This window comes from Mucilaginibacter sp. NFR10, assembly GCF_900100445.1.
GTDB lineage: Bacteria > Bacteroidota > Bacteroidia > Sphingobacteriales > Sphingobacteriaceae > Mucilaginibacter > Mucilaginibacter rubeus.
This window is the reverse complement of sequence record NZ_FMTV01000001.1, coordinates 1,495,940-1,518,597: the sequence shown is the minus strand read 5'-3', so window position 1 is coordinate 1,518,597 and position 22,658 is coordinate 1,495,940. Positions and strand designations below refer to the sequence as shown.

Genomic DNA, 22,658 nt, shown 5'->3' with positions numbered 1-22,658 from the left:
GGGTTGGATTGACGAAATAGAGCGTTACGATTGGACGATTAAATACGAAACTTGAATGTTATTATATGTGGCAGGGATATACTTGAAAAGCAGCGTTTGGCAGGCATCGCAAGTTGTCCAGACCGAAAATATATTTTTTAAAATAAAGGAATCAATTACCGGTCTTTTTTTAGATGTTCTGTCCCAGCCATAATTCAACGCAAAAAAATCCTACTCAAAAGCCAGCATGGATAATCCGGATCTGTTGACCAGTGCATTCCGAAAAAGAGTTCACAGTGTTCCGTTACACTTTGACCACGCTATCTTCTTGAAGTAAATAGCCAAGTTTAAGATCCACTAACACAATTCGTTGCTCTAAAAAGCACGTAACAGCATGGTCAAGCATACCGGAATATCCATATAGTGCCTCTTACAATCCCGTTGATCTGGGTAACATTAAAAAATTATTCGCTCTTTAGGCTCTTTACCGGATTGGTCAACGCCGCCTTGATCGCCTTTGAGCTGACAGTAGCCCAGGCAATAAAAACGGAGCTGGCGATGGCTATCACAAATACGCCGGGTCCTATCTGAATGCGGTAGGTATAATCCAGCAGCCATTTTTCCATGCAGTAATAGCCAATCGGCGCAGCGACGGCAAAGGCAATTAGAATGAGCACCGTGAATTCTTTATAAAACAAATAGACGATATTGATCACCGACGCGCCCAGCGTTTTACGGATGCCGACTTCCTTGATTCGTTGTACCGCCATGAACGAAACCAAACCATAGAGGCCAAGGCAAGATATAAAAATGGCAACCGATGCGAAGATCTCATACAGCACCGCAAGCGCATTTTCCTTTTTATAAAAATTGGCGATGGTCTGGTCCAGGAACTGATACTCATAGACTCCTGCAGGATAGGTTTTGTTCCATAGCCGTTCAATTGCTGAAAGCGTTTGATCAACATGGTGCAGATCGATCTTGATGTTAAGTTTTGCGTACTGATTCAAAGAAGCGCCCATCAAAACCGGTGGAATGGCGTTTTGCAAAGATCTGATATGGTAGTCTTTAACAACGCCGGCGATCGGGGCGTAGAGATCCTTGCGGTCCCAAAGCATAATATATTTGCCAATGACCAGTTTCGGATCGGAGATGCCGAGTTGCCGAACCAGCGCTTCATTGACCACATAGCCTTTTACCACATCGCCTTGCGGATATGGCCCGCCGGCAACGAATTGCATTTCGTATAATTTGAAATACTCCCGGTCTGCCCATTTTAAGTTAACCGCGAAATTTGCCGGTTTGGCAGCGTTGTCGTACTTGATATCCGTAGCCCAACCGCTCTTATCAGATGGCCCGAACAAACTCAGGCTGACATTTTTGATGCCGGATTGCGTGAGCAGCTCATTCTTCAGGCTGTTTAATTTCAATCGGCTCAAACTATCTGCAGGAACCGGGACAGTGATCACTGCGTCTTTATTGAATCCCAGTGGTTTGTTTTGAAAATAGTCCATTTGACGCAGCAGGACCAGTGTTCCGATCACCAAAAACTGAGCGATGCAAAATTGTGCCAGTACCAATACCCTGCGGAGCGACATGCCGCTGGCCCTGCCGGCGGTCACCTGGTTACGCATTGCTGCGACGGGATTGAAACCGGAAAGTACAAAGGCCGGATAAAGCCCGGCGACCAGCGTAACGGCGGCAATGACGCCCAACAAAAACATGATGATAACAGGATCATTTAAAAAAGAACGGCGTAATTCAGTATCCAGCAAGTTATTGAGCATCGGCACGGCCAATACCGCCATCACAACGGCCAACGATACCGCCAGGGTGGTAATGATCAAAGTCTCACTCATATATTGCAGAACGAGTTGCAGCCGGCTGCTGCCCATTACCTTTCGCACCCCCACTTCTTTTGAACGGTTGACCGCCTGCGCGGTAGCGAGATTGATAAAATTAACACAGCCGATCAGCAACAGAAAGCATCCGATCAGGCCGATCACATTGATCAGCTGCCTGCTGAAAGGATGTCCGCTGTAAACGGTCGTGTCGGTATTGTAGTGTATATCGCTTAATGGCTGCAATTGGTAGCTTCCACCTTTTTGCTGAGTTGCGGGCAAGTGGCGCTTTGCAAAAGCAAGCAGGTCCTTATTAAACCGTTCGGCCGTTAAACCGGGCGGCAAAACCACATAACAGTTCTTCGCCCCAAAGGTACTGACCCAGTCTTGCTGGCTATCATAAAGTTCTCCGCCTGCCACCGTTAATGTCGCCCATGAAACGGCTAGTTTCATCGGGATATCAGTGTTGACCGGTGTATCATCAAATATCCCGGTGACTTGCAGGTCGTGCGCATTTTCGAACTTCACCGTTTTGCCCACGGCGGTCCGCCAATCGCCGAAAAATTTATTGGCCTCCTCGCGGGACAGCACAATGGTATTTGGTGCCGAAAGCGCGGTATTTCGATCACCCGCCAGCCACTTGAAATCGAACACGCCGAACAATTCCGGATCGGCGTAATAAGCCAGCGGCTCCCTGTACTTTCGGGCAACGCCTGTATGTTGCAGGTCATCCACGGTGTAGTGCGAATTAGAATTTTGCATGATATTGGCCACCTGCTCCAGTTGCGGGAAGTCAAGTTTCAAAGCTTCGGTTATCGGCAACGGTGTGCCAACGCCCGCATGCACCCCGTCAGGCCCGTTGCTGATCCTGACCACCCGGTAGATCCGATCACGCTTTTGGTGGTAATCGTCAAAGCTCGTTTCAAATTTAATGACCAGGAATATCAGCAGGCAGGCTGCAATACCAACGGATAATCCGGTAATGTTGATCGTCGTGTAGATCTTGTTTCGCTTTAAATTACGCCAGGCGATTTTTAAATAATTTTTCAACATGAGTTTTCGCTTTAATTCCAGTTTAGCCTGAATCGTGGCTGTTTTATGACCCGAAGGTCGGCCAGCGAAGTGTCCTGTTCGTCCCAGGTTATAAGTTGGGCGCTTATTTTTTAATTCGTTTTTATATTCGGCGGGACTTTGTCCTGTCATTTCCCTGAATGTCCGGTTGAAAGTGGATTTGGAGTTAAAACCAGATTCATAAGCAATGCCGAGCAAGGTCAGGTGGTCATAATTTCTGTCCTGCATTTTTCGCATAACGTCATTGATCCGGTATTCATTGATCAACTCATTGAAACTCTTTTTGAATACCGCGTTAATGATCCTGGAAAGTTCATTAGGATGAACATCCATTTTTTCAGCCAGCGACCGGAGGTCCAGTTCCGGGTCCCGGTAGTAGTGTTCCAGCTTCAAAGCTGCTTTCAATTGGCCACCCTTACGTCTCAGATCAGCATTCAAGTTAAGCTTTATAGCTGAGGTTCCTGGTACATCCAAATTTCCTTGCGTCCGAATAAAAGTCCGGAAGGCGAGCCAGATCAACAACATGGCTGACAGCAGGTACAAGAAGTGTTCAATCGCGGATAGTACCGGATTTTTGATCATTAAATAATGTCCGGTCCCTAAAATTAACAAGAGCAGCCAGACTGCGCCTAACATTATCAAAGGCCGGTGAAGCCATTCTATTTCGTTCCTGTTACGGTCACCCTCGATAAAGGTTCGGCTATGATACATGGCCACTATTTCCCGATGAGCCGCCACCAGGTAAAGCAGGACTGAAACCGGGGAGAACGCGTTTAGCCATGTCGCTTTTGCGGGATAGCATAACGGAATGCCTAAAGTGATGAGCAAGGGAAGGAAATGCCATGTGTACATTGATGTAAGCTTTTCAAGTGGCCGGCATTTCTTCAATACCTGAAAGTAAATCAGAGGGCCTAAACCCATGAGGCTGTCTGGCAGATCAACAGGGAACCGCCCTTTTATAGCCACGATGCTCACAAGGGAAAATTGCATCAAGACCAGGGCCACTGCTAATGGCCAGCAATCCTTCCTCGGGCTTCTTTTATCAACAACCAGAAGTGCAGCCATACCCAGGCTACTATAGATCGCTCCCAGGTAAACTATCTCAGTAATGCCGATCTTTATTGTAAAGTTTTCCAATAAAAAGTTTGCAACAATACGCATTCCATGGGTGAATATCATTGAAAATTAATTATTTATGACAAGGTAGCAAAAACAGGTTGTAACGAAAACGGACGATTTGTGTTCGATTCCGGCAACTTCTGAATTCAATTGGGATTGAACTATTACTTAAGCGTTCAGCTCTTTAAATAAATCATCGGTGTTCGCCAGTTCAACCAGCGCTATGCATCTTTTCTAATTGAGCGCAGCAAAATAACCAGGCAATGGCCCTTTTTTGGTCGGCGCAGGGACGGCTTCAGCCGCTTAAGTCCCCAAGGGTAAAGCAGAATGCTTTATTATGCCGTAGCCTTTTATAAAAGTCTTACGAGATAGAAGCGGCAAAATTTGCGATGCTTTGGGAGGCAAGAAAGAAGCAGGCTGGTGAGGGAAAAAACAAAGGGTGAAAAACGGAAAAACGGTGTTGCCTCGCTTTTCGCTGAGCATCAGGAGAAAAGACAGGTATCTATAGATTTTGGTAAAACGTTTTATTAGATGAGAAAAACATACAAAGTATAGCGTTGCTATACATAGGTGAACGCCGATTGGCAAGATATGGTTGTTAAAAAACGTTAAATCTGTTGACCATCTTTTCATTCTCACCTAATTTTAGATGAGTGATAAAAAAATGGATCGCTATGAAAACTATCGTATTAAGCAGCTTTATCGTTCTCGGTATTTGTTCAGGTTTTGATTTCAAAACCTATACCAAACGAATAGAACCTGCCAATACCATTTATGGCTATTGGACGGAGAAAGATCCGGTTGCGGACTCGTTAAAAAATTTTCAGATCGCCTTTTTTCCCGGCGGCAAGATAAGCGTAACCAGAAAACTACATTGTTATACCGGCTATTTTAAGATCCGTGATCAACAGGCCAATTACATCGCCGGAAGGATCACCATAGGAGAAAACTATCCTTTTACAGCTACTTTTTTAAGCCCGGATAAAATTAAACTGGCCATTAATTATAGGGATTCCCTGGAAGTACGCTATATGAAAAAAACGAGGGCCGTGAAGGCGGGCTTTCAGTTAATAGATGCCAAAGGCAAAACCGCAGCATAAAAGGGAATGGCTTCCAACAGACCGCTAAATAGGGTTAAATAAATGAAGCTGAACGAATATGGTCAAAGGAGGAGTACCCTGGCGCTGATTGCCGCCCGCCACAGTTAATTTCGGAGCCGTTCTCTACTTTAAGACGTAAGTTTTTCAAGTGAAACGCCGCTTTCAGGACCTGCTTGATCAAGGCGAAGCCGTTGTTCCCGTTGGTAAAAATGGCCATTCCACGGCGGGGCCCGCCGGGCATTTTTTTTGCCTGGGCGTTACCATTTCCCTGAACAGTTCAGCCGGCAAAGCCTGTTCATTCGTGACGGCAGGCGCGAACCTGGAATAGTCGTGATTGGTTTGTATCGGCTTCAATTCTAAAAGCTCGCCAAATAATGGCAACCAACCGAGGAGCGGGTATCAGCGTTAACACAAGTCTGTCTTACGGACTTTTTTTTAGTTGATCTTCAAATAAATTCGTTTGGTTTAAACCTGGCGTAGCTTCCTCGAACGGATATTTGCCCTTGATGTACCGGTTGAACCAGATACCTTTGACCATGGTAGAGCGCATCTCCTTAAATACTTTTTCAGGCACGTTGAGGTAATGATAAACCTTGCCGGAGTGATATACGATCTCCAGCGTTTCGCTGGCGGCATCATAGCTGTAAGATTTGATGACTGCAGAGGGCATGATTACTTTTCGTTTTCAGGTACTTCTTCCGGGTGCTCTTCGAAATATTGCCGTGCCCGTTTCAGCCCGGTTGCGATAGCGATGCCTTCGTCGCCGCTTTCCTTAATGATCTCGTTAGCGATTTCTATCGCTTTTTCCCGCAGGTATTTCGGCTGGTTTTTATAACATGGCGGGTAGTCGCCGTTATACCATGGCATAAAATCCTCCTTTTTTAATTTTTCCATTGTTTGATCACTTCGCCCGTCAGCGGATCTGTTTTGGGCAAGGGCACGGCTGCGATATTCTTATCGGTTCCTGGCCTTTCACCGGGTTTGCCGTAATTCATATCGTAATCTTTACCGTCCGGGTAAGCCCCGACCACGCCAACATCATTTTCTTCATCGAGATTTTTGTGGACTACACCGGCCGGAATGATCAGTACGTCGCCTTTCTCCAGCAGGATGACGGGACCGGCATCGTTACCTAACTGAACACGGGCCTTGCCCGAATAAATGCCGAGCACTTCATGGGTGACGCTGTGGTAATGGTGATAGGTGAAAATGCCCGCATCCCAGCTATTGCTCCATCCGTTTGCCGCAAACAGCTTGCTGACATGCGTGGCCGGAAACAAAAACGGAATATCCAGAGCGCCTTTATACAACAGCGCCGGCAGCCTGTTTCCGGGAAACACCCCATCATCATCTATATGTAATTCCTGCGTTTCTGTTTGGTTGATCATACGCACCAGTTCTTTTCACGATAAACGATAAAGACCGATTCTTGTTTGAACCGCTCCTTCAACAAAGCTGTCAGCGACCGCAGCGTATTTTTCACCTCTTTGTTGCTGCGCTTCATGTCTTTTGGTTCAGAAAGCTCACCGGTAAAGATAGCGGTGGGCGATGCGCTGACGGCGTCGTTCGCCGGAAAAAACCAGGTGCCTTGTTGTAAAAGCCCTGTCACGATGGGCTCCTTTTTCTGCAGGCGTTCAGCGAGCCAATCTTTAATGACGCGTTCGGCAGTGCTGATACGGTGAATTTTTGCGCCGGGTGCGTAGCCTTCCTGCAAACTGAACGTGATCTTGTAGCTTTTCTTTTTCATATTTTGCCCCTATTGTCCCAGTGGCCCTTCGCCTTTGATCTTACCCTGGCCGTCTTTTTTGCCGATGAATAATAAGACCGGGCGTCCCGTTTCATCGGTTTTAAATGCGAGGTCATAGCGTTGAAAGACCATTTCTGTCAACTGAGATGGTGTATATTGCTTATCGAGCAGGGCTAAAAGCTGCGGGCCGAGTTTCATATTTTTTGCTGCTTTAAAATATCCAGTGTGCGCTGATCACGTTCGCCGCGATAGAATTTATCCAATACCTGCCCGAATACCGGGAAAGTAGCCGGCACGGCGTCGAATAAGGTCATACTTGATCTGAGCTTGAGATCGTCGGGGTCCCCGAAAACTTCAAAAGCGTCATTGGTGGGCAATTCCAGCAGGGTTTTACAGATCTTAACGAGTCGCGGGCCCAGGGTTTCGTCAAATAAGAAGTCGGTAGCCTCGCTAATGTCTTTTATTGCATAATGCCTGGATGTTGCAGTGCTTCCCAAACCGGCAATTTGCGGGAAGATATACCACATCCAATGGCTGCGCTTGCGGCCGCTTTTGATCTCGGCCAGTGCTGTTTCGTAATCGCTGCTTTGAGCGTCCAGGAAACGCTTTAAATGCTGTTTGGTGTCCATGGTTTAATTGGTTTAAATATCATGCCAGTTCGATCCACACCGGCGCGTGGTCGCTGCTGTGTTCCCAGTCGCGTACATGTTTGTCTACCTGTTCGGTACTTAAACGCGGCGCGATATGTTTATTGAGCAGAAAGTGATCCAGCAGTAGCCCGGCATCCCGGCCGTAAGCATTGCGCAGGTAATCCCAAAAGGTATAGATCCGTTCGTTGGGATATAGCTGACGGATGGCATCGGTCCAGCCCTGATCAACCAATTTCTTAAAAGCTTCTCCGCATCGGTATCGCGCGGGATTCCGGCGGCAGCGTCATCGCCTTGCTGTTCGATCGCCAGGTTAACTCCATTGCCGCTTTCTAAGTCATCACCGATCTCATCGGTTTGTTCTTTGTTTTTTCCTGGGGTGTTCATTAGTCTAATATGATTTGCCATTGGTTCTCGTCATTGAGCATATAACCTAAGCCATCGCTCATTTCATACACTTCTTTCCAGTATTTCTCGCTATAGCGGGTATGCAGTTCATATACCGGGCCGCCATTCTCGCGTTTTAAAAAGAAGAGCAGCGAAGCCATGTTCTTTGCCACATCTTTGAGCTGATCGGCATCGCCCTCTTTGACAAATGCCCGGCTCATTTCACCTTCTTTTCAATGGCGGCGCGCTGGTTGCCTACCGATTTCTTGGCTTCTTTGATGGCTTTGGCACTGGTGCCTTCCTTTTGTGCTTCATATTTGATCTCGTGGGGCTGATTCGAAACGGAATTCCTTTCCACTTTACTTCCTCTTGTACTCATAGGTCGATATATTTGTTATGAATAATTAGTTAATAGTTAACAAATTTTATTCCAACAGGTTTATGGCAACAAGCGAATTATTGAGAATGGACAATATGGGGATCGTGGTGGAATCCCTGGATAAAGCGATTGCTTTTTTTAGCGAAATCGGTTTGAAACTGGAGGGACGGATGGTCGTTGAAGGTGAATGGGCGGGCCGGATCACAGGCTTCCCTGACCAGCGGGTAGAGATTGCGATGATGGTGACGCCGGATGGACACAGCCGTTTAGAACTATCGCGTTTTCTTGATCCCGGGGTCATCGAGGATCACCGCAATGCACCGGTCAATGCGTTGGGTTATTTGCGGGCGATGTTTGCCGTGACGAATATTGATGAACTGGTGGAGCGTTTGCAAAAACAAGGCGCAATGCTGGTTGGCGAAATCGTACAATATGAAAATGCTTACCGGCTTTGTTATATCAGAGGTGCCGAAGGACTGCTGGTGGGTTTGGCCCAACCGCTTTAATTATTTAGGGGTCACGCTCACTGGTTGGGGATGTTCCTGATAGTATTGTTCCAATGCTTTTAACTGAGCAATTTGCGATGACCGTGGGTTGATAAAAGAGCGCACCTTTTTGACCAGTGCAAAAGCAGCGTCATAAGTCAGGCCGGTACTGATCAGGTAGGCAATGGTCATGGTAGGTCCCCTCCCGAGGCCTTGACGGCAGTGAATATAAACCTTGCCGCCGGCTTTGATCTCGTGAGTGACAAATTCCGCGCCTTTGACCAATGTTTCCAGCGGCGGCGGGGTATTGTCAACCGTCGGCAAATGCAGGTAATGGAATCCTTCGTATTTCGACTCGGCGAAAGCCGGATGTTCCCGCATATTGACAATAGCAGTGATGCCCAGTGCTTTGAGTTTTTGCAGGCCGATCAGGCTGTACTGGCTCCCTAAAAAAAGATTGGCGGTGATCTGGCTGCGCTTCAGGGTTGGAACGCCATTAAAGAAACGGTAAATATTATCCCATATCTTCTGCCAGAAAATAACCAGCAAGGTAATGATACTTTTAATTTTCGTTAACATGGCACAGCAATCGTTAAGGAGCCCGGAACAACCTTTAGCGTAAGTTCTTTAGCTTCTGCTTCACAATCGTCACAGAGATATACTTGTTTTTCAGGCAACCTGATCGTAATGTCCTTACCAGTCCAATGATCAACGGCGTCGGTTGTTTGATCCAGTAGACTGGCCCCCGCAGCTTTGAGCAGCGATAGCAATCCTGCATCTTTGAGCAGTATAATATCCAGCAAGCCGTCATTGACACTGATCTCCGGGTACATTTGCAAGCCGCCGATACCGATGCTGCCGGAATTGGTAACAGTCAGGGCTACGCCGGTTGCTTCGGCCGTTTTGCCGTCTATCGTTAAATGGTAAGCAGCAGGTTCGGTCTTTACAGCGCTTTTCACCGCGGCAACACCATAAGCCAGCTGGCCGATCTTGTCCTTCAAACCCGGGTCGGTTTCGGTGATCATTTCTGCCATGATGCCCAGGTTGACCCGCAAAAGAAAAGAGCGGCCGTTAACCAGTCCTGTATCTACCGCTTGCAAGCGATACTTTTGGTCGCGGAACAGCTTTAAAGCTTCCATGGTATCTTGCGGGATACCCAGTTCTTTGGCAAAAACATTGGCCGTTCCGCCGGGAATAATGAGCAGGGGTTTGCCGGTTCCTATCAAACCCGCAGCGGCCTGCGTCACACTGCCATCACCACCATAAACGGCTACGAGATCGGTTTCATTCAGCACCGAGCGGATGAGTTCGGCAGGTTCTTCTTCTTTATCCAATACGTGAACAGTGATCACTGTCCCGCTGTCCCGGAATACTTCGCCGATCTGTTCTACGATAGGTTCGTCTTTGCCGGCCGAGGGGTTAACGATAAAAAATAAATGCGGTGCTTTCATGCGCTGTGTTTGTTCCTTAACAAAAAACGCCGGGAAAAGATTGCCGGCGCACAAATTTGATGATTTCTTTAGTCCATATCCCACTCCATGCGTCCGCTACTGTTGCTGTGATAGCAGCAGCCGGAAAGAATATTACCCATTAAAAAGTGTCCCTGTTTTTATTTGGAGTTATTCTGAATAACGTGTCCCTTTGCCAGGGATAAGATATCGCCTATGTAATAAATTAATCCGCATAAAAAAGCCGGTGATCATCGTGGCGAGCCGGAAGGCAGATCAGTTTAAAAGCTGATCTTTTCACCCTGCCATCCGGTCTTGCGCAAAAAACGTTCCCAGGTTAGGGTACCGGGATCGGTCCGGCGGCTCCATTCCAGGTCGCGGCCTTCGCGGAAATAACCATCTTCCACGGCGTATGTCACCATTCCGATAGTTTCCTGCACCAACAGCTCGTTGGAAGCAAACGCCGGGAAATGCCGGAGAAAGTCTTCGCGCGAATAAGCTGAACTGTAAACGGCCTTTTTGCCGGTTACCCGGCTAAAAGTAGCTACCATCTCCCGCGGCGAAATGATGTCGCCGATCACAGGCAAGGACTGCCCGGCATATTGCTGCTGGTCAGAAAATAGCTCCAATACAGCGGGCCCGGTAGCTGTTAAGGGATCAACAAAAGGCGCGCGGAAGTCTTCCGGCAGATAGATGGGAAAGACCAGCGTACCATCCTCCCTGACCAGCGGCGTATAAAACTCCAATAGGTTCGTGTAGAAAAAAGCCATATAAATAAAGGAACTGGTAACAGGCAGTGTCCGGATATAGGCTTCGATCCTGGCTTTATCTGTAAAATGTGGTGCGAACTTCTTTCCCCGGGTGATCTCATCAACGTTTTCCAGACTGCTGAAGATCACGTGCTGTACCCCGGCTTCCACCGCCGCATCGGCCAGTTGCTTACCCAACTCAAATTCGTGGGTATCCGGCGGCGCGATACCAGGCGTCATCATGAAAACGCCCTGCGAGCCGCGGAATGCTTCGGTATAAGCTTTCTGATGACCGATATCCAGTGGCAGGTTAACTAATTCCGCACCTTGTTCTTTCAGGCTGATCGCATTCGGTGAATCCGTACGGCGGGTAATACCGCGCACCCGGTACCGGCCACTTTGTAAAAGCGTTTGTGCGGCGCTGTAGCCCTGCTTGCCTAAAATTCCTGTGATGGTGATCAGCGGTTTGAGCGCTGTTTGATTGAATTCCGATTTCATAAATTAAACTATAAAAATGATAGTTGCAAAACTATTTATCGTTCGATAGTTTTGCAATAACTATCCATTTGGATAGCCTAACGAACCCATGCGAACAGAATGTAAAAGCGATTTTATCCAGCTCCGTGACAAGCGATATCCTTGCACCGTAAGCCTGGCGATGGACCTGATAGGCGGGAAATGGAAGGCGGTCATCCTTTACCATTTGAAAGATGCGGCTAAACGGTACAGCGAGCTCGGCAAGGAAATGCCCGGCGTAACCGAAAGAACGCTGAGCCTGCAGCTCAGGCAAATGGAAGAAGATGGTTTGATCTATCGAAAGGTCTACGGCGAAAAGCCGCCGATCAAAGTGATCTATGGCTTAACCGAATTTGGAAGATCCTGCATTCCACTGCTTAATGCCATCCTGCAATGGGGTAACCAGGTTGCCGAACAGCAAGGTGAATTTGTAAATCGCTAGGCTACCCTGATCCGGCATCCTGAAAATGGAACTGAGCTGACAGAAGCCGGTTTGGCATCGGCTAACTTTGCAGCATGGCAGCGATCAACTATTCGGTTCTCGACCTGGCGACGGTCATCCAGGGACATAGCATTGCGGACAGTTTTAACTATAGTGTAGCGAATGCGCAGCAGGCGGAAGCCCTGGGCTACACGCGTTACTGGTTTGCCGAGCATCATAATATGGTGAGCGTGGCCAGTTCAGCTACCAGTTTACTGATCGGGCATATCGCCGGTAAGACCTCCACGATCCGTGTCGGCTCAGAGGCTCAGGCGTTCGATTTATTGGATCATTCGCTTAAAGAGTATTTTGAAGCTTTAAAAGTTTATCCGCAACGTCTCGTGCTTCACAAAACTTCAAATTTCAACTCAAATGAGATTGAGGGCTTTAAAGAAGCTGCCTACAAAAATAACATACACGCCGTCGATATGGTCACAATCATGCGGTCAGATTTGAGACTGTATAGAGAAACAATGTATCCTCCTCTACGCGGAACGATGGCAAGCTTCGACGATAAAACACATCTGCTATATACAAGAGGGTTCGTGCCTTTTTATAACACTTATCCCGGAAGCTACATACCGTCACCAATAGAAATCAGATTGTTCAGTCATGACGAATCTCCTGAACTTATTTGCGATGAGATTTTAGCGCTATCGAAAATGAATTGGAATAATACACAATTTGATCGCAAATTTTCAATAACAATTGAATGCTCCCGTAAAGTAGGGGAAATCTTGAAATACCTCGATTCGGATGAGACGCCCCAAATAAAATACAGCTTCTATATGTAAATGCCTGGCAATTTAACGGTATTAATAAACAGGTAGTACCGAAAAACTCATGACTAAATGGATCAAAATCGTGCCAGTTTTGAGCCTATTTAGGCAAGAACCATGAAAGAAGTTGTTAACAGCACGGCATCGCTAGACGAAAAAATCATTGAAAATATTCAAGAATTTGAACGGGAAAAAGAGTTGAAATTACTAAATTTAATAGCAGAAATATTAGTAAAAGCGGTTTTAAAGGACTTATATGAAACGGGCAATTAGATATTTAAGATTCAGTAATCTCGGGCAAAGTAACGGTTCGATAGAGCGTCAAGAGATGTACACTGATCAATATATACAATACAATAATATCACTCTCGTAGATACTTTTATTGATCGGGGGCACAGTGCCAAGATTTTTGACCGGCCCGATTTTATGAAATTACAGGCATTTATAAAAAAACATCAAAACGATGTAGATTACCTTATTGTCGATCAGTTAGACCGTTTCAGCAGGGATGCGGGTGAGGCGATGACCTTAGTTAAAAATCTCCAGAGGCAACACAGCATTCAAATTGTTAGCGTCACCGAAGGTATCGTGTTCGACTATGATACGCCGGGGAGCTATTTCCGAACAGGTCTTCAGCTATTGCTTGCGGAAGAGGACAACATCAACCGCAGTATCAAAATTCGTGGAGGTAACTATACTGCCCGTGCGAAAGAAGGACGATTTATGAGTAACCTGCCTCCGTTTGGTTATAAAAAGGTTGGCGAAGGAAAGGCACGCACATTGGTAATTGATGGAATTCAGGCGAAAGTTGTCCTGTTTATCTATGAATCTTACCTCAAAGACATGCCCCTCAAAACGATAAAAGAGGAAGTACGAGCAATGGGGTTTGATCGCGGCGGTAATATGGCTGTGGAAAGGGTACTAAGCAATCCTGCCTACGCCGGAATGGTGAAGGCCAAACCATTTAAGGAATATCCAGGGGGGCTTTTTCCTGCGAGGCACGAGCCTTTGATCGATATGACAACCTGGAACATTGTCCAAAACAAACTCCAAAAGCCAGACAGAAGCAAGAAAAGTCTTGATGATGAAATTCCTTTACGCGGGATATTAAAATGCCACTGTGGGCAGCCGTTGTCTGGAGCACCCTCGCGCGGGAAAGCCGGCAATTGGTATTACTATTACAAATGCAAGCATTCAAGGCATAACAACATCAGTGCTTTGAAAGCACACGATCAGCTTTTACAGATTTGTCAGCTAATGAGCTTATCCTCAAACCAAATTGATCAAGTTAAAAAAACAGCCGAAAACTCGTTGAAGGAAAAATTCAAAGAGAACCAGGTATTAGTTGCAGAAAAGAAAGCCGAAATCGAAAGGGTTCAGGAAAAACTATTTGCTGTTGAAGAGAAATGGATTAGTAACCAAATTACCCGCGAGACTTATAGCAGGTGGTATTCAAATTATAATTCGGAAATCTACAGCCTGAAAGCATCCGTTGAACGCTTAAGCCGCGACCCATCTGAAGGATATAAATTAATTGCTCAGCATATTGGCAAGCTAACTGATATGGAACACGTTTATGTGAGTTCTGATACATTGGCGAAGCGCGAACTCATTTCTTTGGTGTTCGACAGCAATTTATACTATAAAAATGGCATCTATCGAACACCTACCATAGTGCCGGTGTTGCATGTAACGAATTGATAATGAAGGAGAAATGGTTGCTTGAAATTGATAAAAAAAGGGATTTTCCTGAGAAAATCCCCTTCGGGTGGAGCCGGAGGGATTCGAACCCTCGTCCAAACATGGTATAAGGTAAGCTTTCTACATGCTTAGCTTCTGTTTAATTGTAGGGAAGGGGAAGGTCAGTCGCTTACCTGTACCGTCTTCCTTAGGTGCTTTATCTTACCCGCTTATCACACCCTAAGCAGGCCAGTTTCATCTTTCGATGCCCCGATTGCCGATCCGATGAAACGGAAAACCGGCGGGACAAAAGCTATGCTAATTCTAAATTAGGCAGCTAAGGCGTAGTTATTTTCGCCATTTGTAAGTTTGAGCGTTCAGATTAAAGCGCTAATTCACCCAACGCGCTGCATGCTTACCTACTTATCTCCATCCTGTCAATTCCGGTCGACCCCATTTTTTGAGTTTGTATTAGCCGAATAGGCAGTTGCAGTAAAGCGGTTACAAATATACGGAAATAGTTTGCAGTTTTAAGCAGGCAGTTTGCCGTATTAATAAATTAAGAAACTGCCTGGCGCAGCAGCCTGTTACAAACTGCCAACTGAGAACTGCTCACTGCTAACCGTTCTGCCCGGATAAACTTTCAATGCTTCCTCCAAACAAATCATTGCTTTTTTAAGGTCGCTGTTATTTAAAACGTATGCCATACGCACTTCATTTAATCCTGCGCCGGATGTGCTGTAAAAGCCTGTGGCAGGGGCCATCATCACAGTTTCGTTGTTGAGGCTGAAGCATTCAAGCATCCATTGGCAAAACTTGTCGGCATTGTCAATAGGTAGTTTGGCAACCACATAAAAAGCCCCGCCCGGATTAGGACAATAAACGCCATCCATTTTGTTCAGTGCACTAACAAGCGTGTTGCGCCTGCTGGTGTATTCTTTATTTACGGCTTCAAAATAGCTATCCGGAGTATCAACTGCAGCTTCGCCGGCAATTTGTTCAACCATGCCTGCGCTTAAACGGGCCTGGGCAAATTTTAAAGCCGTGGCACGCAACTCTTTATTTTTAGTGATCAGGCAGCCTAACCGGGCACCGCACGCGCTATAGCGTTTGCTTACTGTATCCAGTATTACAATGTTTTCTTCAAGCCCATCCATATGCGCTGGTGATATAAATGAACGCCCGTCATAGCAAAACTCGCGGTAAGCTTCGTCCGAAAACAGGTAAAGGTCATGCTTTAACACCAATTCTTTCAAGGCGTCCATTTCTTCTTTTGAGTATAAATACCCGGTAGGATTGTTAGGGTTGCATATGATAATCGCCCTGGTTTTATCTGTTATCAGTTTTTCGAATTCGCTGACAGGGGGGAGCGCGAAACCATTATCAATGTATGACAATATCGGCCTAACTACAATATCGCCCTGGCTTGCAAATCCATTATAATTGGCATAAAAAGGCTCAGGGATGATCACTTCATCGCCCGAATCGAGGCAGGCCATCATAGCAATGGTAATCGCTTCCGAGCCTCCTGTGGTAACAATAATATCTTCGGGAGTAATATTATAATCCAGCTTGTTATAATATTCAGTAAGCTTTTTGCGATAGCTTAATGTGCCTTCGCTCGGGGTATAGGTCCAAACCTTAAAATCAATGTTTTTTATGGCATTCAACATGCCATCGGGTGTAGCAATATCGGGCTGGCCGATGTTGAGATGATACACCTTTTTTCCATCCTGCTTAGCTTTATCAGCGTAAGGTGTTAATTTTCTTATCGGTGACGCGGGCATCCGTTGCCCTTTTTCAGATATTTTTGGCATCCTGCAAATTTACTAAAAATGAAAATACTGTTTTGTAAAACCTTTGTAAACGAAAAAAGACCCGGTTTCGGGTCTTTTAAATATATTTTTAAATATCCCGGTTGATATACGGGATATATCAAGCATGCAATCAATTATTTGCTTGCCGCTGGTTTAGCTACCACTTCACCAACAATATTCAAATATTTTTCGGGCGTTACTGCGTTTGATTTAACTACGATAGTTTTATTAAACGGAGCAGCAGCGGCAGCATTGTAAGTGATCTTGATTGTTCCTTTATCGCCGCTTTTTACAGGGGTTTTTGTATAGTCGGCAATGGTACAGCCGCAGGTCGGTCTTACTTCTGTTAAAATAAGCGGCTCTTTACCAATATTGGTAAATTCAAACACGGTAGTAACAGGAGTGCCTTGTGGTATTTTACCAAAATCATGCTTTTCTTCGTTAAATTTAAACTCAGCTTTTCCGCTATCTTGTGCTGATGCGGTGAAGGCAAAGCCTAATATTACCGCGCAAATCATTAATATCTTTTTCATACGTTATATTTGATTATTACAAATATAAAAGGTTTAATGTAATTACAAAACTATTACTCAAACTCCGGGTTTTATCTGTTAGTTTGCCTAATACAGAATAGAATTTTATACTTTTACCGTCTAAACAAAATTTTATATGCCTGAAACTACAACACGCGCTACCAGTAAATTTAATACTGCCGAGCTCAGTTTTGATGATTTCAAGAAGATTGTTATTGATGATTACCGCATTGGTTATGAGAGCCGTCAGGCCAGTTTAATAGGCCGCAGGGAAGTGCTAACGGGCAAGGCAAAGTTCGGTATTTTCGGCGACGGTAAAGAGGTTGCGCAATTGGCAATGGCCAAGGCTTTCCGCGCCGGCGACTGGCGCGCGGGCTATTACCGCGATCAAACTTTTATGTTTGCTACGGGCATGAGCAATATGAAAGAGTTTTTTGCCCAGTTATATGCTAACCCCGATATTGAAAAAGATCCGGCCTCTGGCGGCAGGCAAATGAACTGCCACTACGCTACACGTTTTGTAAATACTGATGGCAGTTGGGTTAACCAGGCTGAAACGATGAACAGTTCGTCGGATATATCAACCACCGCCGGACAAATTCCCCGCTTATTAGGTTTAGCTTACGCGTCAAAGCTATATCGCCAAAATAAAGAGCTGGATTATCTGAAACAATTTTCGGTTAATGGTAATGAAGTTGCTTTTGGCAGCGTTGGTAACGGCGCCACATCCGAAGGTTCGTTTTTTGAAACTTTCAATGCCGGGGGGGTACTACAGGTGCCTATGGCCATCTCTATTTGGGATGACGCGTATGCTATTTCTGTGCCAGCGAACCTGCAAACTACCAAAGAAGATATTTCTGAAATATTAAAAGGCTTTCAGCGCGAAAACGGAAGCAACGGTTACGAGATCTTTAAAGTGCGTGGTTGGGATTATATTGCCCTTTGTGAAACTTACGAGCGCGCCATTAATATTTGCCGTGAGGAACATGTGCCTGTGCTGATCCATGTTACCGAAATGACCCAACCACAGGGACACTCAACTTCGGGCTCACATGAACGCTATAAAAGCAGGGAACGCCTTACCTGGGAAGATGAGCACGATTGTTTGTTAAAAATGCGCGAATGGATGATCACATCGGCAATCTCGACCGAAATAGAACTGGAAGAGCTTGAAGCTGAAGCAAAAAGGTATGTACGCGAATGTCAACGTGAGGCGGCTAATGAATTGGCTGTCGTAATAAAAAGCGAAATAGAAGAAGCTGCAGCATTGATCGATGCCTTTGCCGAAACAGTGCCGGGTAAAAAAGAAGTAATATCAGCATTATCAGCTGGTTTGCGCTCCAGTATTGATGCCGGGCGTCGCGAAATTTTTTCGGCCATCCGCAAAACATTACGGTTAACTACCACCGAAAATAATGTTGAACGCCAGCTTTTAACAGAATGGTTAAAAGCTGAGAAAGCAAAAAATACCGAACGTTACAATTCAAAGCTTTTTACCGGAACTCCTGAATCGCCTCTGTATGTGCCTGTTGTGCCCGCTGTTTATAGCGATGATGCCAGGTTAATGGATGGAAGGGAAGTATTGAATGCAGCTTTCGACGCCAATTTTGCACGCGATAAAAGCATCGTTGCATTTGGTGAAGATTTGGGTGCGATAGGCGATGTTAACCAGGGCTTTGCTGGTTTACAGGCAAAATATGGCGAAATCCGCATTACAGATACGGGCATTCGCGAAACAAGTATCATAGGGCAGGGTATGGGCCTTGCTATGCGCGGCCTAAGGCCAATAGCAGAAATCCAGTACCTTGACTACCTGATCTATGCCATAACCATCATCAGTGATGATATAGCAAGTTTAAGTTACCGTACTATGGGCGGGCAAAAAGCTCCGCTTATTATCCGTACCCGGGGCCATCGTTTAGAAGGGATCTGGCATTCAGGTTCGCCAATGAGTGTTATTTTAGGGTCGATGCGCGGCTTTCATATTTGTGTGCCCCGTAACATGACCCAGGCAGCAGGTATGTATAATACGCTGTTAAGGGGCGACGAACCTGCGCTGGTAATAGAATGCCTGAACGGCTATCGCTTAAAAGAAAAATTACCCGCCAATGTCGGCGAATTTACTGTACCGCTTGGTAAAGCCGAAGTTTTGCGCGAAGGCAGCGATATTACCGTTGTATCTTATGGTTCAACGCTACGCATTGTACAGGAAGCGTCGGAAGAGCTCGCAGAAATGGGTATCAATATTGAAATTATCGATCCGCAAACTTTATACCCTTTTGATACAGAGGGTGTTTGTGGTGTTTCGTTAAAGAAAACCAGCAAGTTGCTTGTTGTTGACGAGGACTTACCGGGTGCTGGCTCAGCTTATATTCTGCAAAAAATAATGGAAGGCCAAAATGGCTATTATGCGCTTGATGCCCAGCCAAAAACGCTTACCGCAAAAGAACATAGGCCGCCTTATGGTTCGGACGGAGACTACTTCAGCAAGCCTTCTGTTGATGATGTTGTTGAAATTGTTTACGCTATGATGAACGAGGCTAATCCATCGAAATATCCTGCTATTTATTAATAACATAATTACAGGTTGTTGAGATCAGTGATTCATAATCCTGATTTCAACAACCCTTTTTATCTGAAATGGACAATACTTTTTTAACCGTTGCCGAGAATATCAAAACCCGCCGTACCGTAAAACCAGCCATGATGAATGGTCATAAGGCACCAAACGGTCATATAGCCGCCCTGCTGGAGCTTGCCGATTGGGCACCAACCCATGGTTTTACCGAACCCTGGCGCTTTATTGTTTATGAAAATCCCGATCAGTTTTGTGCCGAACATGCCGAAGTTTATAAACAGAGTGTATCTGCCGAAGAATTTAATGAGGCTGCATACAATAACCTGAAAACCCTCGGCAGCAAAGTTTCGCATGTAATCATTACGGTAATGCAGCGCGGCGATTTGCCTAAAATACCGCCATTCGAGGAAGTTGCAGCTGTGTCGAGCGCTATTCAGAATATCCTTTTAGGTGCAACCGCCTTAAATATGGCCTCCTTCTGGAGTACCGGCGGTGCTATCCTGAAGCCCGCTTTTAAAGAATTTTTGAATTTGCGGGATGAAGATAATGTAATGGGCGTATTATATCTTGGTTATGCCGACCTGTATCCCGAAGGTAAACGTACTATTCCGCTTGAAAATAAAATTAAATGGGTTAAGTAAAATTAACCCATAACCTTTCCTTTTTTTGCTCCGTATAACAGTCTAAAATATTGCTTATCTTTAAACTTATTTTCATTTAAGTAAAAAAATATTGATTTACTAATTTGGATTTTAGGTTTTAAAGTATATTTTTGTGTTTACCTGTTAATACCAGGTTAACAAGCCGTCCAAAACCTGTTACTATACCCTAATTATTTTAAATTAAATTAAACTCAGGAAAGCGTATGAGGAAACATTTTTTGTGGGTCACTATGTCGATTTTTTTTCTTTCAGCAACAATTTTAAGCTGGAAATCGGATGGTGCAAACAGATCGGTGAGCGTAAGGAAAGAAAATGCAACGTTTACAACTAAAGAACTATTTGAGCAATACGTTAATAATTTATATGAGGCAGCGCGCCTTAAAGAGGCCGGTTTAGCTTTTAATGTGTTTGAAAAAGCTGTAACAGGCTATACCAATCTGAAGCTTTCGCATCAAGTACCTCAAAGCAGCGACGTGCTCACGGTGGTTGATTTTAGCAAATCAAGCCGTGAAAAGCGTATGTGGATTATAAATTTGTTGAACAAACAGTTGGTGCTCAATACATGGGTTGCACATGGATCAGGCAGCGGACAGGAAATGGCAAGTCATTTTTCGGATGCGAACGATTCACATGAAAGCAGTCTCGGATTTTATGTAACTGATAAGGTTTATAATGGTAAACATGGCCGTTCACTATACCTTGACGGTATGGATGAAGGCTTTAACGGCAATGCCCGTATGCGCAGCATTGTTGTACATGGCGCTAATTATGTTGGGCCTGCTGCTATCAATGAGCAGGGATATATCGGCAGAAGCTTTGGCTGCCCCGCGGTATCGCCAAAAGTGGTTAATAAAGTTATCAATACCATTGCCGGCAAAACCGTTTTATTTATTAACGGAAACGATGAGTCGTACTATTCAAAATACCTGGATGAAACGGGGCCGCTTAATTTAATGGCAAGCGCTGATACGTCATTCAATTTTACAAAGTTTTAAATCCAACCCAACTATAAACCAAATCATGAAGCCCGGCTTACCGAAAAGTTCGCCGGGCTCTTTTTTATTTCGCCAAAAAACTTTGCAGGTGTGCATAAAGCACTATATCTAAACCATAAACATCCGGGCGGTATTGGATGGTGCCATCGTCATCTGCCCAGCAGGTTACATACGTGATGTAAATAGGCGTTTTCTTTGGCAAACCTATATTGGTAGGGTTCGGTTTATCTTCAACCATATCTTTCGAAATGGTGTCGAGGGCGGCGCCTTCTCCAAACAGGTTTTGTGCCAGACCAAGCGGATCACCTAATCGTACACAGCCGTGACTTACTGCACGCATAGCATGTCTGAATGCTTCTTTATTAGGTGTATCGTGCAGGTAAACGCTGCTACGGTTTTTAAACAGAAACTTTATTTTACCCAGAGAGTTGTCTTCTCCGGGGCGTTGTTTAAACTCGTATTCCAGATTGTCGGGCGTAACCTGCGACCAATCGATAGTTTCCGGGTCTTCAATCCTTTTGCCGTCCTTAAAAACATCTATGTTTTTGTTGGAGAGGTAGTAACGGTCTTCGGCGGCCTCAACAATGATCTCTTTTGTGGCAATACTGCGAGGAATATTCCAAATAGGGTTTACTTCAACGCTATGGATGAGGCTGTTCAGTATCGGCGTTTCCCGGGGAAAAGGTTTATCAGCCCTCGCTGTATCATCAAAATGTTCAAGCGTGTTCTGGTTTTTCATGTTTCGTCCCTGGCCTACACAAACTTTCATATTTAAAACCGATTTGCCATCTTCGATAACGTCGAGCCTGAAATCGGGGATATTTACAATCACATATTTGGGTTCGAAAGGTTTATTTCTCCAACGCAGCCGCTCCAGGCTCACCAATAAGTAGCGTTTGCTCTCCTCGCGGGAAAGGCCTTCTATAATTGCACTATCCCTGTATGCTTTTTGCAATGCTAAATATTGAGGGCTTTTGGGTTGGATACTGTCAAGGAATGCTTTAAAATCTGCCCGGTTTAAAGCGGCAAGCATCGTTGTGCTATCGGGTCGGCGGGTGGCCATAAAATATCTTGAGTAGATCTTTTTAGGATTGATCACTCCGTACTGCAGCGCATTGGAGTATTTTATCAAAGCGCCCGCTGTTAACACCTCAAGCTTGGCAACAGTTTCATAGGCTTCATCAATTGTTTTTATAGCCTTTTTGTCTTTGAGTTTGGCTACAAGTGCTTTGATCTCTGCCGATGGATACACAGTTGGATCGAGGCCGTGTTCATTGATCTTATCAAGATACTCTGGTAAAGCTTCGAGATCGCCATTGTTTAAATGGTTTATAACTAAAAGTGGCTGGTATTCATTCTTTTTGAAAAATGATTCGATAACCAGCGGATTGGCAGTCTTAGACCGGTATTTTGTGAATACTCTTTTAAAAACGGGGATGTATCCTTCAGTATCGGCCTTTTTGAAAATTTCATTTTGTGTGATCCTGAACATATCTTCAGCAATCATTTCATGCTTTTTCTTGCAGCTTTGTAATACAGCAGGCAAAACCAAACACGTGGAAAGTATAATCGGGATAAAGTGTTTCCTAAAGGGAATAGGTATCATATAGACGAAAGATAGTTAAATATTGCTTATGAATAGCAATAGCCATACCATAAACGGC

At 45.1% G+C, this 22,658-nt stretch carries 26 protein-coding genes and 1 other RNA gene; 10 read left to right on the top strand and 17 right to left on the bottom strand.

Annotation, left to right across the window (positions count from 1 at the left end):
- Positions 1 to 443 precede the first annotated feature (443 nt).
- Positions 444 to 4,070 carry an ABC transporter permease gene (locus BLP33_RS06285; protein ID WP_090525862.1) on the bottom strand — a complete coding sequence of 1,209 codons (3,627 nt, stop codon included), beginning with the start codon at positions 4,068 to 4,070 and terminating at the stop codon, positions 444 to 446.
- Between the two features lie 614 nt (positions 4,071 to 4,684).
- Here BLP33_RS06285 and BLP33_RS06280 point away from each other — a divergent pair.
- Both BLP33_RS06280 and BLP33_RS06275 read left to right on the top strand, forming a co-directional pair.
- Positions 4,685 to 5,110 carry a hypothetical protein gene (locus tag BLP33_RS06280; RefSeq protein ID WP_090525861.1) on the top strand — a complete coding sequence of 142 codons (426 nt, stop codon included), beginning with the start codon at positions 4,685 to 4,687 and terminating at the stop codon, positions 5,108 to 5,110.
- A gap of 148 nt (positions 5,111 to 5,258) precedes the next feature.
- Entirely contained in the window at positions 5,259 to 5,438 is a 180-nt protein-coding gene (locus BLP33_RS06275) for a hypothetical protein (protein WP_090525860.1), read from the top strand.
- 93 nt (positions 5,439 to 5,531) lie between these two features.
- On the opposite strand, the gene BLP33_RS06270 is transcribed toward BLP33_RS06275, so the two are convergent.
- From BLP33_RS06270 to BLP33_RS06230, 9 genes are all read right to left on the bottom strand, one after another.
- Entirely contained in the window at positions 5,532 to 5,780 is a 249-nt protein-coding gene (locus tag BLP33_RS06270) for a KTSC domain-containing protein (protein WP_090525859.1), read from the bottom strand.
- Between the two features lie 2 nt (positions 5,781 to 5,782).
- Positions 5,783 to 6,004: a DUF2188 domain-containing protein gene (locus BLP33_RS06265; RefSeq protein WP_229701520.1), complete on the bottom strand. Its 222-nt coding sequence runs from the start codon at positions 6,002 to 6,004 to the stop codon at positions 5,783 to 5,785.
- Complete coding sequence (locus BLP33_RS06260; protein WP_090525858.1) at positions 5,992 to 6,498, bottom strand: cupin domain-containing protein; 507 nt, start codon at positions 6,496 to 6,498, stop codon at positions 5,992 to 5,994. Before BLP33_RS06260 ends, BLP33_RS06265 begins: the two co-directional genes overlap by 13 nt.
- A complete protein-coding gene (locus BLP33_RS06255) occupies positions 6,495 to 6,857 on the bottom strand; it encodes a hypothetical protein (RefSeq protein WP_090525857.1) in 363 nt (120 codons plus the stop codon). The genes BLP33_RS06260 and BLP33_RS06255 overlap by 4 nt, the downstream gene beginning before the upstream one ends.
- A 9-nt stretch (positions 6,858 to 6,866) precedes the next feature.
- A complete protein-coding gene (locus tag BLP33_RS06250; protein WP_090525856.1) occupies positions 6,867 to 7,055 on the bottom strand; it encodes a hypothetical protein in 189 nt (62 codons plus the stop codon).
- Positions 7,052 to 7,486, bottom strand: a complete 435-nt coding sequence (locus tag BLP33_RS06245) for a DUF1810 domain-containing protein (protein WP_090525855.1) — start codon at positions 7,484 to 7,486, stop codon at positions 7,052 to 7,054. The genes BLP33_RS06250 and BLP33_RS06245 overlap by 4 nt, the downstream gene beginning before the upstream one ends.
- Positions 7,487 to 7,505: 19 nt before the next feature.
- Positions 7,506 to 7,739, bottom strand: a complete 234-nt coding sequence (locus BLP33_RS06240; protein WP_229701519.1) for an exonuclease/endonuclease/phosphatase family protein — start codon at positions 7,737 to 7,739, stop codon at positions 7,506 to 7,508.
- A 151-nt stretch (positions 7,740 to 7,890) separates the two neighbouring features.
- Positions 7,891 to 8,112 (bottom strand): hypothetical protein, encoded by a 222-nt coding sequence (locus BLP33_RS06235; protein WP_090525854.1) that lies wholly within the window; start codon positions 8,110 to 8,112, stop codon positions 7,891 to 7,893.
- Positions 8,109 to 8,270, bottom strand: a complete 162-nt coding sequence (locus BLP33_RS06230; RefSeq protein WP_090525853.1) for a DUF3606 domain-containing protein — start codon at positions 8,268 to 8,270, stop codon at positions 8,109 to 8,111. Before BLP33_RS06230 ends, BLP33_RS06235 begins: the two co-directional genes overlap by 4 nt.
- A gap of 62 nt (positions 8,271 to 8,332) precedes the next feature.
- Here BLP33_RS06230 and BLP33_RS06225 point away from each other — a divergent pair, with 62 nt between their 5' ends.
- Complete coding sequence (locus BLP33_RS06225) at positions 8,333 to 8,776, top strand: VOC family protein (RefSeq protein WP_090525852.1); 444 nt, start codon at positions 8,333 to 8,335, stop codon at positions 8,774 to 8,776.
- Here BLP33_RS06225 and BLP33_RS06220 read toward each other — a convergent pair whose 3' ends face one another.
- The 3 genes from BLP33_RS06220 to BLP33_RS06210 all read right to left on the bottom strand — a co-directional run bounded on the left by BLP33_RS06220 (position 8,777) and on the right by BLP33_RS06210 (position 11,450).
- Entirely contained in the window at positions 8,777 to 9,334 is a 558-nt protein-coding gene (locus tag BLP33_RS06220) for a protein-tyrosine phosphatase family protein (RefSeq protein ID WP_090525851.1), read from the bottom strand.
- On the bottom strand, positions 9,328 to 10,206 hold the full coding sequence (locus tag BLP33_RS06215; protein WP_090525850.1) for a diacylglycerol/lipid kinase family protein: 879 nt from the start codon (positions 10,204 to 10,206) through the stop codon (positions 9,328 to 9,330). Before BLP33_RS06215 ends, BLP33_RS06220 begins: the two co-directional genes overlap by 7 nt.
- Before the next feature lie 278 nt (positions 10,207 to 10,484).
- Positions 10,485 to 11,450: an NmrA/HSCARG family protein gene (locus BLP33_RS06210; RefSeq protein ID WP_090525849.1), complete on the bottom strand. Its 966-nt coding sequence runs from the start codon at positions 11,448 to 11,450 to the stop codon at positions 10,485 to 10,487.
- 88 nt (positions 11,451 to 11,538) lie between these two features.
- Between BLP33_RS06210 and BLP33_RS06205 the strand changes: the two genes are divergently transcribed.
- The 4 genes from BLP33_RS06205 to BLP33_RS06195 all read left to right on the top strand — a co-directional run bounded on the left by BLP33_RS06205 (position 11,539) and on the right by BLP33_RS06195 (position 14,430).
- Positions 11,539 to 11,910, top strand: a complete 372-nt coding sequence (locus BLP33_RS06205; RefSeq protein WP_090525848.1) for a winged helix-turn-helix transcriptional regulator — start codon at positions 11,539 to 11,541, stop codon at positions 11,908 to 11,910.
- Positions 11,911 to 11,984: 74 nt separating this feature from the next.
- A complete protein-coding gene (locus BLP33_RS06200) occupies positions 11,985 to 12,743 on the top strand; it encodes an LLM class flavin-dependent oxidoreductase (protein ID WP_090525847.1) in 759 nt (252 codons plus the stop codon).
- Between the two features lie 102 nt (positions 12,744 to 12,845).
- Positions 12,846 to 13,001 (top strand): hypothetical protein, encoded by a 156-nt coding sequence (locus tag BLP33_RS27390; protein ID WP_175489944.1) that lies wholly within the window; start codon positions 12,846 to 12,848, stop codon positions 12,999 to 13,001.
- A complete protein-coding gene (locus BLP33_RS06195; protein WP_090525846.1) occupies positions 12,985 to 14,430 on the top strand; it encodes a recombinase family protein in 1,446 nt (481 codons plus the stop codon). Before BLP33_RS27390 ends, BLP33_RS06195 begins: the two co-directional genes overlap by 17 nt.
- A 65-nt stretch (positions 14,431 to 14,495) precedes the next feature.
- On the opposite strand, the gene ssrA is transcribed toward BLP33_RS06195, so the two are convergent.
- The 3 genes from ssrA to BLP33_RS06180 form a co-directional block, all read right to left on the bottom strand.
- Positions 14,496 to 14,864, bottom strand: a transfer-messenger RNA (tmRNA) gene (gene ssrA, locus BLP33_RS06190).
- A gap of 132 nt (positions 14,865 to 14,996) precedes the next feature.
- On the bottom strand, positions 14,997 to 16,226 hold the full coding sequence (locus BLP33_RS06185; protein WP_090525845.1) for a pyridoxal phosphate-dependent aminotransferase: 1,230 nt from the start codon (positions 16,224 to 16,226) through the stop codon (positions 14,997 to 14,999).
- Between the two features lie 134 nt (positions 16,227 to 16,360).
- Positions 16,361 to 16,759, bottom strand: a complete 399-nt coding sequence (locus tag BLP33_RS06180; protein WP_090525844.1) for a DUF1573 domain-containing protein — start codon at positions 16,757 to 16,759, stop codon at positions 16,361 to 16,363.
- Between the two features lie 136 nt (positions 16,760 to 16,895).
- Here BLP33_RS06180 and BLP33_RS06175 point away from each other — a divergent pair, with 136 nt between their 5' ends.
- The 3 genes from BLP33_RS06175 to BLP33_RS06165 all read left to right on the top strand — a co-directional run bounded on the left by BLP33_RS06175 (position 16,896) and on the right by BLP33_RS06165 (position 20,994).
- The gene (locus BLP33_RS06175; protein WP_090525843.1) at positions 16,896 to 19,331 is read left to right on the top strand and encodes an alpha-ketoacid dehydrogenase subunit alpha/beta; all 2,436 of its coding nucleotides are present in this window, start codon (positions 16,896 to 16,898) and stop codon (positions 19,329 to 19,331) included.
- A gap of 68 nt (positions 19,332 to 19,399) precedes the next feature.
- The gene (locus tag BLP33_RS06170; protein ID WP_090525842.1) at positions 19,400 to 19,978 is read left to right on the top strand and encodes a nitroreductase family protein; all 579 of its coding nucleotides are present in this window, start codon (positions 19,400 to 19,402) and stop codon (positions 19,976 to 19,978) included.
- Between the two features lie 251 nt (positions 19,979 to 20,229).
- Complete coding sequence (locus tag BLP33_RS06165; protein WP_175489943.1) at positions 20,230 to 20,994, top strand: murein L,D-transpeptidase catalytic domain family protein; 765 nt, start codon at positions 20,230 to 20,232, stop codon at positions 20,992 to 20,994.
- A 64-nt stretch (positions 20,995 to 21,058) separates the two neighbouring features.
- On the opposite strand, the gene BLP33_RS06160 is transcribed toward BLP33_RS06165, so the two are convergent.
- Complete coding sequence (locus tag BLP33_RS06160; RefSeq protein WP_254780069.1) at positions 21,059 to 22,501, bottom strand: L,D-transpeptidase scaffold domain-containing protein; 1,443 nt, start codon at positions 22,499 to 22,501, stop codon at positions 21,059 to 21,061.
- Positions 22,502 to 22,658 lie beyond the last annotated feature (157 nt).

Excerpts from the sequence above, each read along its gene's own strand:
- BLP33_RS06285 (WP_090525862.1), bottom strand. The coding sequence starts at position 4,070 with ATGATATTCACCCATGGAATGCGTATTGTTGCAAACTTTTTATTGGAA.
- BLP33_RS06280 (WP_090525861.1), top strand. The coding sequence starts at position 4,685 with ATGAAAACTATCGTATTAAGCAGCTTTATCGTTCTCGGTATTTGTTCA.
- BLP33_RS06270 (WP_090525859.1), bottom strand. The coding sequence starts at position 5,780 with ATGCCCTCTGCAGTCATCAAATCTTACAGCTATGATGCCGCCAGCGAA.
- BLP33_RS06265 (WP_229701520.1), bottom strand. The coding sequence starts at position 6,004 with ATGGAAAAATTAAAAAAGGAGGATTTTATGCCATGGTATAACGGCGAC.
- BLP33_RS06260 (WP_090525858.1), bottom strand. The coding sequence starts at position 6,498 with ATGATCAACCAAACAGAAACGCAGGAATTACATATAGATGATGATGGG.
- BLP33_RS06255 (WP_090525857.1), bottom strand. The coding sequence starts at position 6,857 with ATGAAAAAGAAAAGCTACAAGATCACGTTCAGTTTGCAGGAAGGCTAC.
- BLP33_RS06250 (WP_090525856.1), bottom strand. The coding sequence starts at position 7,055 with ATGAAACTCGGCCCGCAGCTTTTAGCCCTGCTCGATAAGCAATATACA.
- BLP33_RS06245 (WP_090525855.1), bottom strand. The coding sequence starts at position 7,486 with ATGGACACCAAACAGCATTTAAAGCGTTTCCTGGACGCTCAAAGCAGC.
- BLP33_RS06235 (WP_090525854.1), bottom strand. The coding sequence starts at position 8,112 with ATGAGCCGGGCATTTGTCAAAGAGGGCGATGCCGATCAGCTCAAAGAT.
- BLP33_RS06230 (WP_090525853.1), bottom strand. The coding sequence starts at position 8,270 with ATGAGTACAAGAGGAAGTAAAGTGGAAAGGAATTCCGTTTCGAATCAG.
- BLP33_RS06225 (WP_090525852.1), top strand. The coding sequence starts at position 8,333 with ATGGCAACAAGCGAATTATTGAGAATGGACAATATGGGGATCGTGGTG.
- BLP33_RS06220 (WP_090525851.1), bottom strand. The coding sequence starts at position 9,334 with ATGTTAACGAAAATTAAAAGTATCATTACCTTGCTGGTTATTTTCTGG.
- BLP33_RS06215 (WP_090525850.1), bottom strand. The coding sequence starts at position 10,206 with ATGAAAGCACCGCATTTATTTTTTATCGTTAACCCCTCGGCCGGCAAA.
- BLP33_RS06210 (WP_090525849.1), bottom strand. The coding sequence starts at position 11,450 with ATGAAATCGGAATTCAATCAAACAGCGCTCAAACCGCTGATCACCATC.
- BLP33_RS06205 (WP_090525848.1), top strand. The coding sequence starts at position 11,539 with ATGCGAACAGAATGTAAAAGCGATTTTATCCAGCTCCGTGACAAGCGA.
- BLP33_RS06200 (WP_090525847.1), top strand. The coding sequence starts at position 11,985 with ATGGCAGCGATCAACTATTCGGTTCTCGACCTGGCGACGGTCATCCAG.
- BLP33_RS27390 (WP_175489944.1), top strand. The coding sequence starts at position 12,846 with ATGAAAGAAGTTGTTAACAGCACGGCATCGCTAGACGAAAAAATCATT.
- BLP33_RS06195 (WP_090525846.1), top strand. The coding sequence starts at position 12,985 with ATGAAACGGGCAATTAGATATTTAAGATTCAGTAATCTCGGGCAAAGT.
- BLP33_RS06185 (WP_090525845.1), bottom strand. The coding sequence starts at position 16,226 with ATGCCAAAAATATCTGAAAAAGGGCAACGGATGCCCGCGTCACCGATA.
- BLP33_RS06180 (WP_090525844.1), bottom strand. The coding sequence starts at position 16,759 with ATGAAAAAGATATTAATGATTTGCGCGGTAATATTAGGCTTTGCCTTC.
- BLP33_RS06175 (WP_090525843.1), top strand. The coding sequence starts at position 16,896 with ATGCCTGAAACTACAACACGCGCTACCAGTAAATTTAATACTGCCGAG.
- BLP33_RS06170 (WP_090525842.1), top strand. The coding sequence starts at position 19,400 with ATGGACAATACTTTTTTAACCGTTGCCGAGAATATCAAAACCCGCCGT.
- BLP33_RS06165 (WP_175489943.1), top strand. The coding sequence starts at position 20,230 with ATGTCGATTTTTTTTCTTTCAGCAACAATTTTAAGCTGGAAATCGGAT.
- BLP33_RS06160 (WP_254780069.1), bottom strand. The coding sequence starts at position 22,501 with ATGATTGCTGAAGATATGTTCAGGATCACACAAAATGAAATTTTCAAA.